The 18,237-nt window shown below is 51.9% G+C and carries 9 protein-coding genes, 2 tRNA genes and 3 rRNA genes; 2 read left to right on the top strand and 12 right to left on the bottom strand.

Annotated features, from left to right (window positions below):
• The 6 genes from AB8Q18_14990 to AB8Q18_14965 all read right to left on the bottom strand — a co-directional run bounded on the left by AB8Q18_14990 (position 1) and on the right by AB8Q18_14965 (position 7,205).
• The gene (locus AB8Q18_14990; GenBank protein ID XDZ51448.1) at positions 1-2,016 is read right to left on the bottom strand and encodes a hypothetical protein; all 2,016 of its coding nucleotides are present in this window, start codon (positions 2,014-2,016) and stop codon (positions 1-3) included.
• Complete coding sequence (locus AB8Q18_14985; protein XDZ51447.1) at positions 2,000-2,665, bottom strand: ABC transporter ATP-binding protein; 666 nt, start codon at positions 2,663-2,665, stop codon at positions 2,000-2,002. Before AB8Q18_14985 ends, AB8Q18_14990 begins: the two co-directional genes overlap by 17 nt.
• On the bottom strand, positions 2,662-3,444 hold the full coding sequence (locus tag AB8Q18_14980; protein ID XDZ51446.1) for an ABC transporter permease: 783 nt from the start codon (positions 3,442-3,444) through the stop codon (positions 2,662-2,664). Before AB8Q18_14980 ends, AB8Q18_14985 begins: the two co-directional genes overlap by 4 nt.
• A 430-nt stretch (positions 3,445-3,874) precedes the next feature.
• Entirely contained in the window at positions 3,875-4,816 is a 942-nt protein-coding gene (locus AB8Q18_14975; GenBank protein ID XDZ51445.1) for a bile acid:sodium symporter family protein, read from the bottom strand.
• A gap of 88 nt (positions 4,817-4,904) precedes the next feature.
• Positions 4,905-5,843: a bile acid:sodium symporter family protein gene (locus AB8Q18_14970; protein ID XDZ51444.1), complete on the bottom strand. Its 939-nt coding sequence runs from the start codon at positions 5,841-5,843 to the stop codon at positions 4,905-4,907.
• Between the two features lie 165 nt (positions 5,844-6,008).
• Positions 6,009-7,205: an MFS transporter gene (locus tag AB8Q18_14965; GenBank protein ID XDZ51443.1), complete on the bottom strand. Its 1,197-nt coding sequence runs from the start codon at positions 7,203-7,205 to the stop codon at positions 6,009-6,011.
• Between the two features lie 175 nt (positions 7,206-7,380).
• Between AB8Q18_14965 and AB8Q18_14960 the strand changes: the two genes are divergently transcribed.
• Both AB8Q18_14960 and AB8Q18_14955 read left to right on the top strand, forming a co-directional pair.
• On the top strand, positions 7,381-8,262 hold the full coding sequence (locus tag AB8Q18_14960; GenBank protein ID XDZ51442.1) for a LysR family transcriptional regulator: 882 nt from the start codon (positions 7,381-7,383) through the stop codon (positions 8,260-8,262).
• 112 nt (positions 8,263-8,374) lie between these two features.
• Positions 8,375-9,436: an NAD(P)H-dependent flavin oxidoreductase gene (locus tag AB8Q18_14955; protein XDZ51441.1), complete on the top strand. Its 1,062-nt coding sequence runs from the start codon at positions 8,375-8,377 to the stop codon at positions 9,434-9,436.
• A gap of 406 nt (positions 9,437-9,842) precedes the next feature.
• On the opposite strand, the gene rrf is transcribed toward AB8Q18_14955, so the two are convergent.
• The 6 genes from rrf to AB8Q18_14925 all read right to left on the bottom strand — a co-directional run bounded on the left by rrf (position 9,843) and on the right by AB8Q18_14925 (position 18,196).
• Positions 9,843-9,955 (bottom strand): 5S ribosomal RNA (rrf, locus tag AB8Q18_14950).
• 145 nt (positions 9,956-10,100) lie between these two features.
• Positions 10,101-12,998, bottom strand: a 23S ribosomal RNA gene (locus AB8Q18_14945).
• Positions 12,999-13,421: 423 nt separating this feature from the next.
• Positions 13,422-13,497, bottom strand: a tRNA-Ala gene (locus AB8Q18_14940).
• A gap of 34 nt (positions 13,498-13,531) precedes the next feature.
• Positions 13,532-13,608: transfer RNA gene (locus AB8Q18_14935), tRNA-Ile, on the bottom strand.
• Positions 13,609-13,704: 96 nt separating this feature from the next.
• Positions 13,705-15,248, bottom strand: a 16S ribosomal RNA gene (locus AB8Q18_14930).
• Together the 16S, 23S and 5S rRNA genes with 2 tRNA genes alongside form the textbook arrangement of a ribosomal RNA operon.
• Before the next feature lie 749 nt (positions 15,249-15,997).
• Complete coding sequence (locus AB8Q18_14925; GenBank protein XDZ51440.1) at positions 15,998-18,196, bottom strand: PepSY domain-containing protein; 2,199 nt, start codon at positions 18,194-18,196, stop codon at positions 15,998-16,000.
• Between the last annotated feature and the right edge of the window lie 41 nt (positions 18,197-18,237).

Here is an 18,237-nt window from a genome sequence, read left to right as displayed (position 1 = left end):
TCAAATCTTATGGTCTTCAATAATGGATAGGGTGACCTTAGTTAGGCCATACACCAGCAGGCTCACCAATAAAACGGTCAGCAGCATATACAGGCGGCGTGGATAGCGCGCGTCTTCAGCCAAATAAGGCTGGCTCACTACGGCCAGGCTCTTGGCCTTGCGGGCAGCTTCTACCCGAGCTTTTTCTAGCGCCGTCAGCGACAGCTTGTATAAATCGCCCTCAAAGGCAACTTTGGCCTTAAGCTCTTCGAACTCAAACATTTTTTGGTTCAGCTGCTCGTCTTCTGACGAGGTTAAGGTCGCCCGCTCTTTTTCAATTTGCGCCTGAATCGATTCGATGGCGCTACGGGCGGCCTTAATCTGCGGCGTGTCGTCGTTCAAATAGCTTAAATAATTGGTCAACTCGGCTTCAAGCTGGGCCTGCTTGGCCTGTAACTCGGCCACGAGGCGGCTAGTGGCTTCGATTTGCACCTGCGGATCGACCAAATTATTGTCGTTTTGGAAGGTCAACAAGGTTTCTTTAGCGCCCTGCAGCTGGCCATAGGCGCGGTTGATCTCTTGATTGGCAAACAGCATTTCTTCACGGCTGATCTTATGCGACAGCTCGTTGATGAAGCTTTCGCTCTCGGCCAGCACTGCCTGGTTAAACTGCTGCGCAAATTCTGGCGTAAAGCCCTGAGTGCTGATGGTCAACACCGAGGTTTTTTCGTCGAAGCCCACGCTGATCTTACTGCGGTAATAGTCTAAATAATCTTCAAACGACACGTTTTTTGGCAAGCGCTGGAACAGATCCCAGCCGGAAGCGGCAAAAGCGGTTTTAAAATCAAGCTTAGCGTCTAGCTTCTTCAACATATCCGGCGCCAGAATGTATTGCTGCAGCAGCATGGCGTCTTCCCTCACGGTGGCGCTGCCACCGCCCAGGAGCGCACCAAGATTCAAATTAACCGCACCTAAATCATCGGCACGCTTAACCACCACGATGGATTCACTCACATAGCGGTCTTTAGCCAATAGGCCAAAATACAGCACGGCCAACAAGAATGGCAGCAATACCAACAACGCCAAGAGACGGTTACGCTTAAGCATGTGATAACCACAGCCGCCGCAGCCAGACAGCTTCGTCAGCCAACGCCGTCCCTTACCCGCGGCTTTTATGGCAATCGGTTTAGCAGGCTTTACCTCGGCGACAGGCTTCGCAAGCTCAGCAGGCTTCACTGGAGCAACCGCGGGCTTGGCTTCAGCCACGGGTTTAACCGGTTCTACAGGTTTTGCAGGCGCTACAGCTGGTTTTACCTCAGCGACAGGCTTCGCAGGCTCAACAGGTTTCACTGGAGCAACCGCGGGCTTGGCTTCAGCCGCAGGTTTAACCGGCTCTACAGGTTTTGCAGGCACTACAGCTGGTTTTACCTCAGCTACAGGCTTCGTAGGCTCAGCAGGTTTCACTGGAGCAACCGCGGGCTTGGCTTCAGCCACCGGTTTAACCGGTTCTACAGGTTTTGCAGGCACTACAACTGGTTTCACCTCAGCGACAGGTTTCGTAGGCTCAACAGGCTTCACTGGAGCAACCGCGGGTTTGGCTTCAGCCACGGGCTTAACCGGTTCTACAGGTTTTGCAGACGCCACCGCAGGTTTTACCTCGGCGACAGGCTTCGTAGGCTCAGCAGATTTCACTGGAGCAATCGCGGGCTTGGCTTCAGCCACGGGCTTAACCGGTTCTACAGGTTTAGCAAGCACTACAGCTGGTTTCACCTCGGCGACAGGCTTCGCGGGCTCAACAGCTTTCTCTGGAGCAGCGGCGGGCTTGGCTTCAGCCACGGGTTTAACCGGCTCTACAGGTTTTGCAGGCGCCACTGCAGGTTTTACCTCGGCGACAGGCTTCGTAGGCTCAGCAGGCTTCACTGGAGCAACCGCGGGCTTGGCTTCAGCCACAGGCTTCACTGGCTCAACGGGTTTAGCTGGCGCCATAGCCGGTTTTACCTCGGCGCTTGAGCCATTTGGGTTATCGGGTTTGTTCATCTTCTTTATAAGCCTTAATCGCTTCGTTTACATCGTCATATACTTGCACACGCTGGCGCCCGATCAAGAGCGCCATGTCACAATACTTTTTAATGTCGCCTAAATTATGCGACACCATTAAAAACTGGCTACGCTGGCGCTTTTCTTGAATCAGCGCATCGCTTTTTTTGCGGAAGGTGGCATCGCCCACCGCCGTTACCTCGTCAATGAGGTAGTAATCAAAATCAAACGCCATCGACAGCCCAAAGCCTAGGCGAGAGCGCATGCCAGAAGAATAAGACTTAAGCGGCATGTCAAAATACTTACCCAGCTCAGCAAAGGCTTCCACGAATGCCACTTTTTCTAATAGCTCATGCGGCTCGGCGTAGAGCCGCGCCACAAACTTGACGTTCTCGCGCCCGGTCATGCTGCTCTGAAAACCGCTGGCTAGGCCGACCGGCCAAGAAATTTTTTTCTGGGTCTGTACCTTGCCGCCGTCGGGCCGATCAATGCCGCCAATGATGCGTAGCAGCGTCGACTTACCCGCCCCATTACGCCCAATCAAGCCCACGCTCTTGCCTTCCGGCAGGGTGATGTTCAAATCCTTGAACACATAGTGGCGACCCTGCGGGGTTTTATACGACTTAGAAAGGTTAATTAAATCAATCATGATGACCGCAGTATCGCCGGTTCACGGCCCTTATACACAATCAAGCCGATGGCCAAAACCACCACCGCACTTTGCCATAAATAGCCCAAACTCAAGCTAGGCATTATCTGGTAAGCAGGCACCACCGTTTGCCGCAGTAGTTCGAACGCATGCAATAAAGGGTTCCAATCCACTAAATAATGATATTGCTGTGGAATGATGTTGATCGAAAACATAATGCCGCTGATGAAGTACAGCGGCTTTAAAATAATCGGCAATATTTTCTGAGCCTCATTAAAGGCATGTCCAATCACCATAAAAATCAGGCCTAAACCCATAGACAAGACGGTAATAGCCAGCCAAATCGACAATAGCCGGGGTACATTGATCAAGGTGATCGATTCACCTTGTAACCACAATATCGCCATTAAAATCACGTAAACTGCCACATAAATCATCGATTCTAATAGCGTTCTGGACAATAAGGTGTCGACAGGATGCACCGGGGCATAACTCAACAAACCACGATTGGCCTCGATGGCGGTTAAAGAACGAGAGGTAATGTTCGAAAATAAAAACCACGGCACCAAGCCATTTACCAGAAACACCAGAAAAGAAATTTCCGGCATCACCCGCGACATCACGTAGCCAAAAATCAGCATGAGCACGGCCAAATGGGCCACAGGCTCTAATAAGGCCCATAAGTACCCAAGCCGATACTTCCCAAAACGGGTTTTCAGTTCACGCAAAAATAAGGCGTGAACCACTCGTTTTTGAACTGACAGGCCGGATAGGAACATAGGTAGACTCTAATGCTGTAAGGGTATAGGGGTATATTTATCGTCATAGGTCGCCCCCTTAAAACAATAAAATGGCTTCTTTTCATGCTTAATGAAAGAGAAACCAATCGCGGAACTCATTGATATCGTTGATATCATTATGTCATAAAACAAAACCAAACCGAAAGTGATTTCATTTACGGGGGACGGCATATGGGGCGCTATAGTAACATGCAGCCTTAGGCTATGCAACGCGGGTTAATGCACTCAGCCTAGTACATTTGCATGTATAAAATGATAATTTATTTTGAAATATTTTAAAGTTACCCTTTATATCCTGAAAATACAAAAAGATAGGGCATTAGCTTACTGGGATCAGCCTTCATATCATAGTACGAATAATAATCGTTTAAATTAGAGTGAATATTCTATAATGGATTGGCTATGTGTCTCATTTAGGGTCTCTATTATCTTCCTTACGCGCCCAATACGTTGCCAAAAGCGGGCCAGAAATATTGTGCCACAGGCTAAAAATGGCGCTGGGAACGGCTGCTAAGGGGCTAAAATGGGCCACGGCCAAGGCGGCGCCTAAGCCAGAGTTTTGTACCCCTACTTCAATAGCGATGGCCTTATTGTCGGCATAGGGCAACTTAAACAAAGCCCCCAAGGCATAGCCGCACAAAAAGCCTAGGCCGTTGTGTAGCACCACCACCAAGAAAATCATTAGGCCAGACTCAATGATCTTGTCTTTACTGGCGCCAATTAGGGCCGCCACCAATAGCGCAATCATGAACATCGACACTAAGGGCAAGACTTCGGCCGCGCGATCCACTTTGTTTTGCCACAGCGTGCGCACAATCACGCCCAGTGCCACCGGCAGCAACACCATCTTCAGCACCGACAGCACCATAGCGCTGGCCGACACCTCAATCCACTGGCTGGCCAAGAAATACACAATGGCCGGCGTCAAGATGGGCGCCAGCAGCGTGGCGACAGAGGTACACGCTACCGATAAGGCGGTATTGCCGCGGGCCAAATAAGTAATCACGTTGGAAGCGGTACCGCCGGGGCAGGCGCCCACCAAAATCACGCCGATGGCGATCTCGGGCGGCAGCTGAAACGTCACCGCTAAACCATAGGCCAGCGATGGCATGATTAAAAACTGAGCGAACACGCCCACGATCACCGATTTAGGGTGACGCACGATGTGTTTAAAATCTCCGAGGCTTAAAGTCGCCCCCATGCCAAACATGATGAGGCCTAAGAACCAGGGAATATACGGCCCTACCCACATAAAGCCGGCGGGCCAAAAAAAAGCGATGACGGCAAACATCAACACCCAGAGGGCAAAAAAACGGCTGACAAACTGGCTCATGCGAATCAGTGCATTCATCTCTCAAAGACCATGATCGGTTGTAAGGCCCCCATCTTAATGAATAAGCTGGGGCCAAGCCAGCCTTTTTATACCTAAAATTGGCGGCTTACTGCGCCTTTTTATCGGCTTTTCTGGCCCAATAAGTGGCCAACAAGGGGCCGGAAATATTGTGCCAGAGGCTAAAGAGCGCACTGGGCACGGCCGTTAGCGGGCTGAAGTGGGCCACGGCAAGGGCAGCGCCGAGGCCTGAGTTTTGCATGCCCACCTCGATGGCGATGGCCTTATTGTCCTCGTAAGGCAATTTGAATAATTTACCCAATAAAAAGCCCAGTAAATAGCCAAAGCCATTATGCAACACCACAATGCCAAAAATCAGCAGGCCAGAAGTGAGGATATTGGCCTTGCTGCCGGCCACCACGGCGGTCACGATCATCACAATGGCCACCACAGAGATCAACGGCAAAATCTGCGCCGCCTGCTCTACTTTACGCTGCCACAGCGCACGCACGATCAAGCCCAAGAAGATCGGCAGCAGCACGATTTTCAACACCGACACAAACATGGCACTGGCCGACACCTCCAACCACTGACTGGCCAAAAGGTAGAATATTGCCGGCGTCAACACGGGCGCCAACAGCGTGGAAATCGACGTACAGGCCACCGACAGTGCCGTATTGCCTTTGGCTAAATACGTCATCACGTTTGACGATGTACCGCCTGGGCAAGCGCCCACCAAAATCACCCCAACCGCAATTTCCGGCGGCAGTTGAAACAGCTTAGCCAAAACATAGGCCACCGACGGCATGATCACAAACTGAGCCACCACGCCCACCACCACTGCCACGGGATGACGCGCGACTTCTTTAAAGTCGCCCACGGTGAGAGTGGCGCCCATGCCAAACATAATGAGGCCTAAAAGCCAGGGAATGTAGGCCCCAATCCAAGTAAAGGCATTGGGCGCCCAAAACGACAGGGCCGCAAACAGTAAAACCCAGATGGCGAAGGTTTTACCAACAAATTGATTCAGTTTGATTAAGCTATTCATGATGTGCAGCGTTTTCTCTTGAAGTTAACGGTCAGGTTGACGGCCTTTTATCTTAGCCAAACCTGCGCCCTCACTGCCAGTGCAGAATCCGTCACTAGACACTCTGGCAAAAAAATAACGCAGCCATCGCTTAAAACGGCTGCGTTTTGTGTCTACATCGGTCTTTTAGGACAAAATGGCCCTATGCTTAAGCGTCCACAATACGCCCACTAGGCTCAAAACTGCACCAATCAAGGCCACGCCATGCCAGCCACCGTATTGATATGCCGCTCCAGCCACCACTGAGCCCACGGCACCACCGATGAAATAGCTGGTCATATAACCCGCAGTCAGGCGACCACGCGCTTCGGGCATGCTTTGATAAATCATGGTTTGATTAGTGATGTGTACGGCGGGTACGGCCAAATCAAGGAAGAAGACGCCCAACAGCAGCGGCAGCAAGGCATACTGCCCCCACCAAATCGGCAACCACGACAGCAACACAACCACAAAGCCAAACAGCGTGGTGTATTGGGCATAGCCCTTATCCACAAGCTTACCGGTTTTGCTTGCACCAATCGCGCCGGCCACGCCAATCAGGCCAAACAGGCCGATCACAAATTCGGAATACCCATAGGCGGGCGAGGCCAATAAAAAGGCGATCGACGTCCACAACACGCTGAAGTTGGCAAAAGCCAGGCCGCCCAGAATGGCACGAGTACGCAGCACGGGCTCATGCACGAAAAGGCTGACAATCGAACGCAATAGCTTGGGATAAGACATAGTGGCGTTTTGCTGATGCTGTGGTAGGCCACGCCACAACATCAGCGCCACCATTAACATCATCACGCTGGCCACCCAATACACCGTGCGCCACGAGCCTAATTCTGCCAGAGCCCCAGCCAAGGTGCGTGCCAAGAGAATGCCCAGCATCAGGCCCGACATCAAAATGCCGACCACGCGGCCGCGCTCTTCCGGCTTGGCCAAGGTGGCCGACAGCGGCACCAAAATTTGCGCCACCACCGAAAACAGGCCGGTTAAGGCCGTGCCCAACACAATCGCCCACATGCTATTGGCGGTACCGGTTAACAATAGGCCAAGAGCAGCCAGCACCGTCATCACCACAATCAGCTTGCGCTGCTCAATTAAATCGCCTAAGGGCACGATGAACATCAGCCCCACGGCATAGCCCAGTTGGGCGGTGGTGACGATTAAGCCAGCTTGATGCACCGTCAACGAAAAATAGGTGGCCATCGTCGCCAACAGCGGCTGGGCGTAATAATTACTGGCCACGGCTAAGCCTGTGGCGATGGACATTAATAAGATTAACGACCCGGTAAGGGTCACAGGCGCCGACGTGGCGGCAGTTTTATTCAGAGACATGATAAAGATTCCTTTTGACCCGCCTAGTATCCTTGGGTTTAAGCTCCAACGCCAACGCTTTAAAATCATGGCCATGATCTCGAAATGAGATGGAAGCCAGAAACACTCGCCTAATCGGCCCAATTGGCCTATATTGATTTGGTTAGCAATGCTCAGAAAGCCGCTTGGCCAGCCGATGAATTTAAAACAGCTCACCTATGTTTTGGCCGTGGCCGAAACCAAGAACTTTACCCGCGCCGCCGCTCAATGCCATGTGGTGCAGTCGGCGCTGAGCCACCAAATCGCCAAGCTAGAAGACGAATTAGGCTGCGCCTTATTTTTACGCAATCAGCGCCAGGTCAGCCTCACCGAGGCAGGACAAGCCATCCTCGAGCCGGCCAAGGCCATGCTGGCCGCCAAACAGGCCATCATTGACGCCGTCCACGCCGCCCAAGATGAGATTGGCGGCCAACTCGCCTTAGGCACCATCTCAACCTTAAACAGCATCGATCTGGTTGCTGCCTTAAGCGCGTTTCACGCCCTTCACCCTAAGGTGAACAATCGTCTCCATATGGCCATGAGTGGGCAACTCTTAGAAGACTTACGCCAACATCAGGCTGACATCGTCTTCATCGGCGTACCGCCGGGCGACCAAAGCATGATGCCCTGGCCACATCAGCTATTGGGCACGGAAGAGCTGGTGGCCATCATGGCGCCGGAGCATCCACTGGCCCAGCAGGCCGTCTTGAGTTTAGCCAACCTGAGCCAGCAGCCGCTGGTGGATTACCCCGAAGGCTCAAGCGCGCGCCGCCAAACCGATCAAGCCTTTGAAAAAGCCGGCCTTAAGCGGCAGGTTCATTTTGAAATCGACCACATTGATTGGCTCACCCAAACCGTGGCTAATCAGCTGGCCTTAGGCATGGTGCCGTTGTCGACCGCACAAAAACTAGCCAACTTAACCCATAGGCCTATCTTAGAAGCCCCTCAGCGTCAAACCTATGCCGTTTGGCAACCTAACCCTTCACCGGCTGCCCAGCGCTTTTTGGCCTTACTGTCACTGCAATACACCCAGGACTAAGCTGACCATTGCGGTCAGAGACTCAGTATGAGATGCTGTGCCACAATAAAGATGAATATTAAATGAAGCTTATAAATGCAATCAATCTATAAATCAGATAATAGGAACCCTCATGTCCAGCCACTATCTGCAGCAAACGTTTAACCTCCCCCACCCGATTATTCAAGCGCCGATGGCCGGTGGCCCCACCACTCCGGCTCTGGTAGCGGCGGTGGCCAATGCCGGTGGCTTAGGCACGCTGGCCGCCAGCATGCTCACTCCTCAGCAAATGAAGGATGCCGCGGTGGCGATTCGCGCCTTAACCGATCGGCCTTTTGCTTTAAACCTTTTTATCTTGCCCGATCCTCAGGTCGATACTCAGGTTGCACAGCAAGGGCTGGCTCATTTAAAGGCCACATATGATGAACTAGGCTGCCCGGTGCAGCTACCGCAAAAATGGGCCGAGCCGTTCTTGCCGCAGTTTGAGACCTTACTGGCCATCAAGCCCGCTGTCGCCAGCTTTACCTTTGGTATGCTCACCAAAGAGCAAGCTTTAGCGCTCAAGGCTGCGGGCATCGCCATCATTGGTACGGCCACCACGGTGGCTGAGGCGCGCGCATGGGCCGACATCGGCGCCGATGCCGTTTGCGCCCAAGGCTTTGAAGCCGGTGGCCATCGCGGTACCTTCATCAACCCCGTCGATGACAGCTTGGTCGGCTTAATGGCATTGCTACCGGCCTGCGTGGATGTGCTAGACATTCCCGTCATCGCCGCTGGCGGCATCATGGATGGGCGCGGCATTGTTGCGGCACAAGCCTTAGGCGCCGCCGCCGTGCAAATGGGCACCGCTTTTTTAGGTTGCCCCGAAGCTCAGCTGCCTCAGCCTTATTTAAACGCTATGCGCAGGGCCAGCGGTGATCAAACCCGCTTAACCCGACTATTTTCAGGCAAGCACGCTCGCGGCATTGTGAATGATTTTATGAACAGCCATCGCGAAGCCGAAGCCAGCGTACCCGATTACCCCATTCAAAATGCCTTAACTGCACCGATACGCGCAGCGGCCAAGGCTAAAGGCGATCATGAGTATTTATCCCTCTGGGCCGGCCAAGGCCTTGGCCTTAGCCGCCAGTTAGGCGCTGGTGAATTAGTGAGTCAGCTAATGGCGGAAGTGGCCGAGGTAAAAGCCAAGCTCTGAAGATAATCGCCTGTGGATAAGATAAGTGTGTGGATAAGGCTTGTCACGCATCAACGTAAACAGCCCAACGCGTGGGTCACGACCCACCCTACCAGCCGCACGGCAACGCGTAGGGTGGGTAAAGCGCAGCCTACCCACCATAACTTATAGCGGCACAACCATGAATCACCAGACGCCAGACGCAACAAAACCCACCGTCAGGTGGGCTTTGCTTTAGGTGTATGGGGTAAGGTTATGTCTATCGGCTCAACGCGTGGGTCACGACCCACCCTACCAGCCACACGGCCACGCGTAGGGTGGGTAGGCTACGCTTTACCCACCCTACGGTATGGGCACCACCCTACGGTTGTGCCACTACCAATAAAATAAGCCCTGTTGCAATCGCAACAGGGCTTAAGTATGGGGAGTTTGGCGGTGACCTACTTTCACATGGGCATCCACACTATCATCGGCGCTAAGTCGTTTCACTGTCCTGTTCGGGATGGGAAGGAGTGGTACCAACTTGCTATGGCCGCCAAACAAAAAACGGTAACAAATTAAAAGCCTAATCAATCGTTAGATCGTATCAATATATAAGGTGATGTATCGGGTAATATACACACATACAGCCTGTAAGCTTCATCTGAATTCTTCACTTATGTCTTACACAAGTTCTTCAAATGATAGAGTCAAGCCTCACGAGCAATTAGTATCAGTTAGCTCCACACATTACTGTGCTTCCACACCTGACCTATCAACGTCCTGGTCTAGAACGACTCTTTAGGAGGGTTAAACCCTCAGGGAAATCTCATCTTCAGGAGAGTTTCGTGCTTATATGCTTTCAGCACTTATCTCGTCCGAACTTAGCTACCCGGCGATGCGACTGGCGTCACAACCGGTACACCAGAGGTTCGTCCACTCCGGTCCTCTCGTACTAGGAGCAGCCCCTGTCAAATTTCCAACGCCCACTGCAGATAGGGACCAAACTGTCTCACGACGTTTTAAACCCAGCTCACGTACCACTTTAAATGGCGAACAGCCATACCCTTGGGACCGACTACAGCCCCAGGATGTGATGAGCCGACATCGAGGTGCCAAACTCCGCCGTCGATATGAACTCTTGGGCGGAATCAGCCTGTTATCCCCGGAGTACCTTTTATCCGTTGAGCGATGGCCCTTCCATACAGAACCACCGGATCACTATGTCCTGCTTTCGCACCTGCTCGACTTGTCGGTCTCGCAGTTAAGCTACCTTTTGCCATTGCACTATCAGCACGATTTCCGACCGTACCTAGGTAACCTTCGAACTCCTCCGTTACTCTTTGGGAGGAGACCGCCCCAGTCAAACTGCCTACCATACACGGTCCCCGATCCGGATAACGGACCTGGGTTAGAACCTCAAAGGGGTCAGGGTGGTATTTCAAGGACGGCTCCACCAACACTAGCGTGCTGGTTTCATAGCCTCCCACCTATCCTACACAAACCACTTCAAAGTCCAATGTAAAGCTACAGTAAAGGTTCACGGGGTCTTTCCGTCTAGCAGCGGGTAGATTGCATCTTCACAACCACTTCAACTTCGCTGAGTCTCAGGAGGAGACAGTGTGGCCATCGTTACGCCATTCGTGCGGGTCGGAACTTACCCGACAAGGAATTTCGCTACCTTAGGACCGTTATAGTTACGGCCGCCGTTTACTGGGGCTTCAATCCAGAGCTTGCACCCCTTCATTTAACCTTCCAGCACCGGGCAGGCGTCACACCGTATACGTCCACTTTCGTGTTGGCACAGTGCTGTGTTTTTAATAAACAGTCGCAGCCACCTATTCTCTGCGGCCTCTGTCAGCTCATTGCGCAAGCAAATCACCAACAAAGGCATACCTTCTCCCGAAGTTACGGTATCAATTTGCCGAGTTCCTTCTCCTGAGTTCTCTCAAGCACCTTAGAATTCTCATCCTGCCCACCTGTGTCGGTTTGCGGTACGGTTTTATATTAGCTGAAGCTTAGTGGCTTTTCCTGGAAGCGTGGTATGAGTCACTTCAGATCCGTAGATCCTCGTTATCACTTCTCGGCGTTAAAGAAGGGCGGATTTGCCTACCCTTCACGCCTACCGGCTTGAACAAACTATTCCAACAGTTTGCTGACCTAACCTTCTCCGTCCCCACATCGCACTAATATAAAGTACAGGAATATTAACCTGTTTCCCATCGACTACGCATCTCTGCCTCGCCTTAGGGGCCGACTCACCCTACGCCGATTAACGTTGCGTAGGAAACCTTGGGCTTTCGGTGTGCGGGCTTTTCACCCGCATTATCGCTACTCATGTCAACATTCGCACTTCTGATACCTCCAGCAGACTTCTCAATCCACCTTCAACGGCCTACAGAACGCTCCTCTACCATATGCACAATAAATTGTGTCATATCCGCAGCTTCGGTTATCAATTTGAGCCCCGTTACATCTTCCGCGCAGGACGACTCGACCAGTGAGCTATTACGCTTTCTTTAAATGATGGCTGCTTCTAAGCCAACATCCTGGCTGTCTAAGCCTTCCCACTTCGTTTACCACTTAATTGATCATTTGGGACCTTAGCTGGCGGTCTGGGTTGTTTCCCTTTCGACAATGGACGTTAGCACCCACTGTCTGTCTCCCAAGCTCGTACTTTCTGGTATTCTGAGTTTGCCATGGGTTGGTAAGTCGCAATGACCCCCTAGCCATAACAGTGCTTTACCCCCAGAAGTAATACTTGAGGCACTACCTAAATAGTTTTCGAGGAGAACCAGCTATCTCCGAGTTTGTTTAGCCTTTCACCCCTATCCACAGCTCATCCCCTAATTTTGCAACATTAGTGGGTTCGGACCTCCAGTGCGTGTTACCGCACCTTCATCCTGGCCATGGATAGATCACTCGGTTTCGGGTCTACACCCAGCAACTAGACGCCCTATTAAGACTCGGTTTCCCTACGCCTCCCCTATACGGTTAAGCTCGCTACTGAATGTAAGTCGTTGACCCATTATACAAAAGGTACGCAGTCACGGAACAAGTCCGCTCCCACTGTTTGTATGCATCAGGTTTCAGGTTCTATTTCACTCCCCTCCCGGGGTTCTTTTCGCCTTTCCCTCACGGTACTGGTTCACTATCGGTCGATTACGAGTATTTAGCCTTGGAGGATGGTCCCCCCATGTTCAGACAGGATTTCTCGTGTCCCGCCCTACTTGTCGTACGCTTAGTAAGCATGATGTGTTTTCGGATACGGGGCTATCACCCACTATGGCCAACCTTTCCAGGTTGTTCTCCTAACACACTATGTATCACGTACAGGCTGATCCGCGTTCGCTCGCCACTACTTACGGAATCTCGGTTGATTTCTTTTCCTCTGGGTACTTAGATGGTTCAGTTCTCCAGGTTCGCTTCACATGACCTATGTATTCAGTCATGGATACCATGATCACTCATGGTGGGTTTCCCCATTCGGACATCGTGGGATCAAAGCTCTATTGCCAGCTCCCCCACGCTTTTCGCAGGCTTACACGTCCTTCATCGCCTGTAATCGCCAAGGCATCCACCTGATGCACTTATTCACTTGACTCTATCATTTCAAGAACCTATTGACTTTGCTTGCTTTGGGGGTTGACGCCCCTCCACTTGCTTAAGTTTCTACTCTGACAAAGCTTACTGCTGTTGTGTGTATCTCATACGCCTTTTGTTAGTTTCGTATGAGCTACTTCGATACAATCACCCAATATATATTTTTGATTTCGTGTTGCCGCTAACTCAGTATAAATACTAGCTAGCTAACGTGACGAAATCGGTAAAACTAACATTGATTGATTTCGGCTTCTAATTTGTTAAAGATCGATGCGTTGTCTGCTTAAGTTTCCGATGAATCGGAGACTAAGAGACGGTGCAAATTAAATTGAGTTGCGCATTATAAGCTTTTTACAAAGCTTGTCAATCGCATTCACGATTTAATTTGAACCGTCGGGTTCGTTTGCAAAGTTAAGTCAATCAGTGGTGGAGGCAAACGGGATCGAACCGATGACCCCCTGCTTGCAAAGCAGGTGCTCTACCAACTGAGCTATGCCCCCTCTTTGGGGTTGATACCCTATGATTCCTAATGATTGGTGGGTCTGGGAGGACTTGAACCTCCGACCCCACGCTTATCAAGCGTGTGCTCTAACCAGCTGAGCTACAAACCCTTAGGTCTCGTTAAAGTGTCTTAACTTTACGCATCTTTTACTTACAGATTCCCGATAAGTGTGAGTACTTCTTTGCCCCACTTTTTATTTCTCTAGAAAGGAGGTGATCCAGCCGCAGGTTCCCCTACGGCTACCTTGTTACGACTTCACCCCAGTCATGAAGCATACCGTGGTAAGCGGATTCCTTACGGTTATCCTACCCACTTCTGGTATCCCCCACTCCCATGGTGTGACGGGCGGTGTGTACAAGACCCGGGAACGTATTCACCGCGACATTCTGATCCGCGATTACTAGCGATTCCGACTTCACGCACTCGAGTTGCAGAGTGCGATCCGGACTACGATCGGCTTTAAGAGATTGGCTCCACCTCGCGGCTTGGCTACCCTCTGTACCGACCATTGTATGACGTGTGAAGCCCTAGCCATAAGGGCCATGAGGACTTGACGTCATCCCCACCTTCCTCCGGTTTGTCACCGGCAGTCTCATTAGAGTGCTCAACTAAATGGTAGCAACTAATGACAAGGGTTGCGCTCGTTGCGGGACTTAACCCAACATCTCACGACACGAGCTGACGACAGCCATGCAGCACCTGTGTTACGGTTCCCGAAGGCACATCCAACTTTCATCGGACTTCCGTACATGTCAAGGCTAGGTAAGGTTCTTCGCGTTGCATCGAATTAATCCACATCATCCACCGCTTGTGCGGGTCCCCGTCAATTCCTTTGAGTTTTAATCTTGCGACCGTACTCCCCAGGCGGACAATTTCACGCGTTAGCTACGCTACCAAGGACTTTTAATTCCCCAACAGCTAATTGTCATCGTTTAGGGCGTGGACTACCAGGGTATCTAATCCTGTTTGCTACCCACGCTTTCGAGTATGAGCGTCAGTGTTATCCCAGGGGGCTGCCTTCGCCATCGGTATTCCTCCACATCTCTACGCATTTCACTGCTACACGTGGAATTCTACCCCCCTCTGACACACTCTAGCTTGCCAGTTCTAAACGCAATTCCCAGGTTGAGCCCGGGGCTTTCACATCTAGCTTAACAAACCGCCTGCACTCGCTTTACGCCCAGTAATTCCGATTAACGCTTGCACCCTACGTATTACCGCGGCTGCTGGCACGTAGTTAGCCGGTGCTTATTCTTTAGGTACTGTCATGACTACAGGGTATTAACCTATAGCTTTTCCTCCCTAACAAAAGTACTTTACAACCCTAAGGCCTTCTTCATACACGCGGCATGGCTGGATCAGGCTTTCGCCCATTGTCCAAAATTCCCCACTGCTGCCTCCCGTAGGAGTCTGGGCCGTGTCTCAGTCCCAGTGTGGCGGATCATCCTCTCAGACCCGCTACTGATCGTTGCCTTGGTAGGCTTTTACCCCACCAACTAGCTAATCAGATATCGGCCGCTCAAATAACGCAAGGTCCGAAGATCCCCTGCTTTCCTCCGTAGAGCGTATGCGGTATTAGCCATCCTTTCGGATAGTTATCCCCCATTACTTGGCACGTTCCGATATATTACTCACCCGTTCGCCACTCGTCGGCAGAAGAAGCAAGCTTCTTCCCCGCTACCGTTCGACTTGCATGTGTAAAGCATGCCGCCAGCGTTCAATCTGAGCCAGGATCAAACTCTTATGTTTAATCTCTAAGCTATTACTAATTCTGGTCTGCTTTCTCAAATTCATTAACGAGATATTTCTATCTCATACATAAATCTTAAATTGCAGTGTGAGGCTCGAAGCACTCACACTTATCGGTTATCTGTTCTGTTAAAGAGCGTTGCTGACTGGGTTTGTTTCGTTCCGTCATCAGCAGAGGAAGCGAATTATGGACGACCCCCTGATAATCGTCAACCCCTATTTGCCATTAATTTGCTAAAAAACCACCAAAAATAAGCAAAAGACTGTTTTAACTGGGTTTTATGGGGCATCTTTTTTAAAAGAATTTATAGGCAGTGCTGGAAAACGGTGAAAAGCCTGTGGTTGTTGGCGTTAACCGTGGCTGAAATTTAAATCAAAAAGGCGAAAATAAAGTAAAAAAGCGCAAAATAATGGGGAAAACTTTGAAAACGGCGGCAAAACTGAATTGGCTGGCAGCAAAACCAACCCCGTAGGTGGGCTGGCGCCCACCGAAAAACGATGGTGGGTCGCGACCCACCCTACCAATTCACCTATTAATCTCGGCGCTACCTTGCGTAGGGTGGGTAAAGCGCAGCCTACCCACCGCTTGTGTTCATCGCTTCCCCTTCTGAAACGCCAACGACACACCAGCAAAAGATGAGTAGGCTATTTTTTAGCTATATATAGTATGTCTTTAATTTTAACCTGGAGATCAAAACCAAAGCCCGCAGTGCTGCGGGCTTTGGTCTATGCATCAACACAAGGGTCGGCTAGCCAAACAGATCCATCTTAATGCGCTGCTGCGCCTGTAGGTCGGCCAACCAGGCTGTGGCCGCCGCTTCGTCGGCGCCCGTTTGATCTTGATAAATCGTGGCCAGCGCAGCCAGCGCCCCCTGGCCGACGGTACTGGCCTTGCCGCAAACGTACACCACGGCACCTTGCGCTAGCCAGGCATACAGCTCTTTACCGTGGGCCAGCATTTTGTGCTGCACGTACTCGCCATCGTCAGCGTCGTCAGAAAAAGCGGGCGTGAGGTGGGCTAGTACCCCTTGCGCCTGCCAGGCCTGTAGCTGCTCGGCGTAGAAGTAATCGCCTTGCTGACAGCGGTTGCCGAAAAACAGCCAGGTTTGGCCAGACGACTGCTGCTGGGCGCGTTCGGCCATAAAGCCAGGGAAGGCCGCGATGCCGGTACCGGTGGCGATGAGAATGGCTTTTTGCTGTGGGTCTTGCGGCGGATGAAAATCGGCGTGCACCCGCAAAGCGGCTTGTATGGTTGTGCCAACCGCCAGCTCGCGACAGAGGTAGTGTGAACACAAGCCGTAGCCGACAGTGCCTTCTGCATCCTTAAACTGCTCTAGCCCCACCGTGAGCGACAATACTTGGCCCAACAGGTGACTACTGCCAATTGAGTAAACCCGGGGTCGTGCATCCGCATTGGGCGTAATGAGCAAGAGGTCACCGGGGCGGAAATGGCTATCCACCGGCGCTTGAAAATCCAGTTGCCACACTTCTCTTAAGCCTGCGACGTCGGCACAGTCTAGGCGCTGCTTGTGAATCAAGCTTAAGGCTATAGGTTCGTCTTGGACAATGGGCTCTATAGTAGCCAGCGTCACACCAAGGCTCGCCGATAACTGCGCCAACCATTGCTGCCACATGGCGTTGGGATTGCCGTCGGCGTAAGCGGTTGCCTGTAGGCGCTGTGCACCTTGCGCCTCTAGGAGGCCGTCGATGTTTTTACCGGCCTGACAAAAATGGGCGTAGCGGCGATCGCCTAAGGCTAAGACAGCGTACTGGGTTTGGCCTAAATCAGATTGCGGCAAGGCGGCGGCAAAGGCTTTTGCCTGCTCAGGCAGCTCGCCCTCGCCCGTCGTCGACACGATCAGCAACACCTGTTCATAACCATTTAACTCGCTTGGGCTGACGCTGGACAAGGGATTACACACCACGCCTTGGCCTGCGCTGCGTAAGGCCGCGGCTGTTTGCTTGGCTAGGGCGGCGGCAGTGCCGGTTTGGCTGGCAAACGCCACCAGAATGGGTTCATCTCGGCGCACTTGTTTCTGACGACTTTGACGCTGACGCCGTAGCCATGAATAAACACCGGTTGCGGTCAATACCGCCAAGCCCAGACTGATGACAAGGTTGAGCCAACCGCTGAACGAACCCGCCCAGGTGCCTTCATGTAGCTCTTTAGCCCAATAACGGCTAAGCGCCACAGGCTGTAGCTGATTCAGCTCGTTCACTTGGTAGGCAGCCGTTTGGCCTGCGCTCACCAACTTCACCACCTGAAAGCGGCCTTTGATGCTGTCGATGCTGCTCAACCGGCTTAAAGACTGTTCCCCATCAACGGCCTGAATCACGTCAGCCAATGGCTGGCTGCTGGCCTCGAGTCGATTAAAGTCGGGCGCCCCGAAATGCAGGCTCATCAATACCCCAGTCACGGGCAGCAATAGCCATAGCGGCAACGCCAACCAGCCTAAAGCATTGTGGCCATCGATCAGCGTTTTGCGCAGTCTGGGCCGCAGCAACAGCAAGCCCACCACCAGCATGAGCGCCAATAGATAGCTTGCGCCCTCTACCAGCCAGCCAGCACCGATGAGTAGCTTCTTATGCAGGCTTTTAAAAACATTGTAGGTTTGCACACTCAGGCCGACCGAGCCGACTTTTTCGGCCGTACGTACAGCGTAAACGCCCCCTTCTGGGCCTTGCTTACCGCCCTCAAGCAAGATGGTTTCACCATCTTTAAGTACGGTCAGCTTGCTCATTTGGCCTTTGGGGTCGATCTGATTCAGAGTAGACACGATTTGATCGGCGCTGATATTGGCCTGAAAGCCAACGCCAGCCTCGGGGGCCATGATGGGCTTTAAGGCCAATACGGCGCCAGACAGTAAAATCACCAGCAGTAGCGGTGCCAAGATCAGCCCGAAGTAGCGGTGACCGAGCGTTAACGTGGTTTTTATTTTTGTGTTCATGATGATGCCTTTTCATAAGAATGAATCAAGGCCCGTTGGCT

It is taken from the genome of Neisseriaceae bacterium CLB008, assembly GCA_041228285.1.
Lineage (GTDB): Bacteria > Pseudomonadota > Gammaproteobacteria > Burkholderiales > Neisseriaceae > JAGNPU01.
The sequence above is the reverse complement of the archived record's forward strand: the minus strand, read 5'-3'. Positions and strand labels throughout refer to the sequence as shown.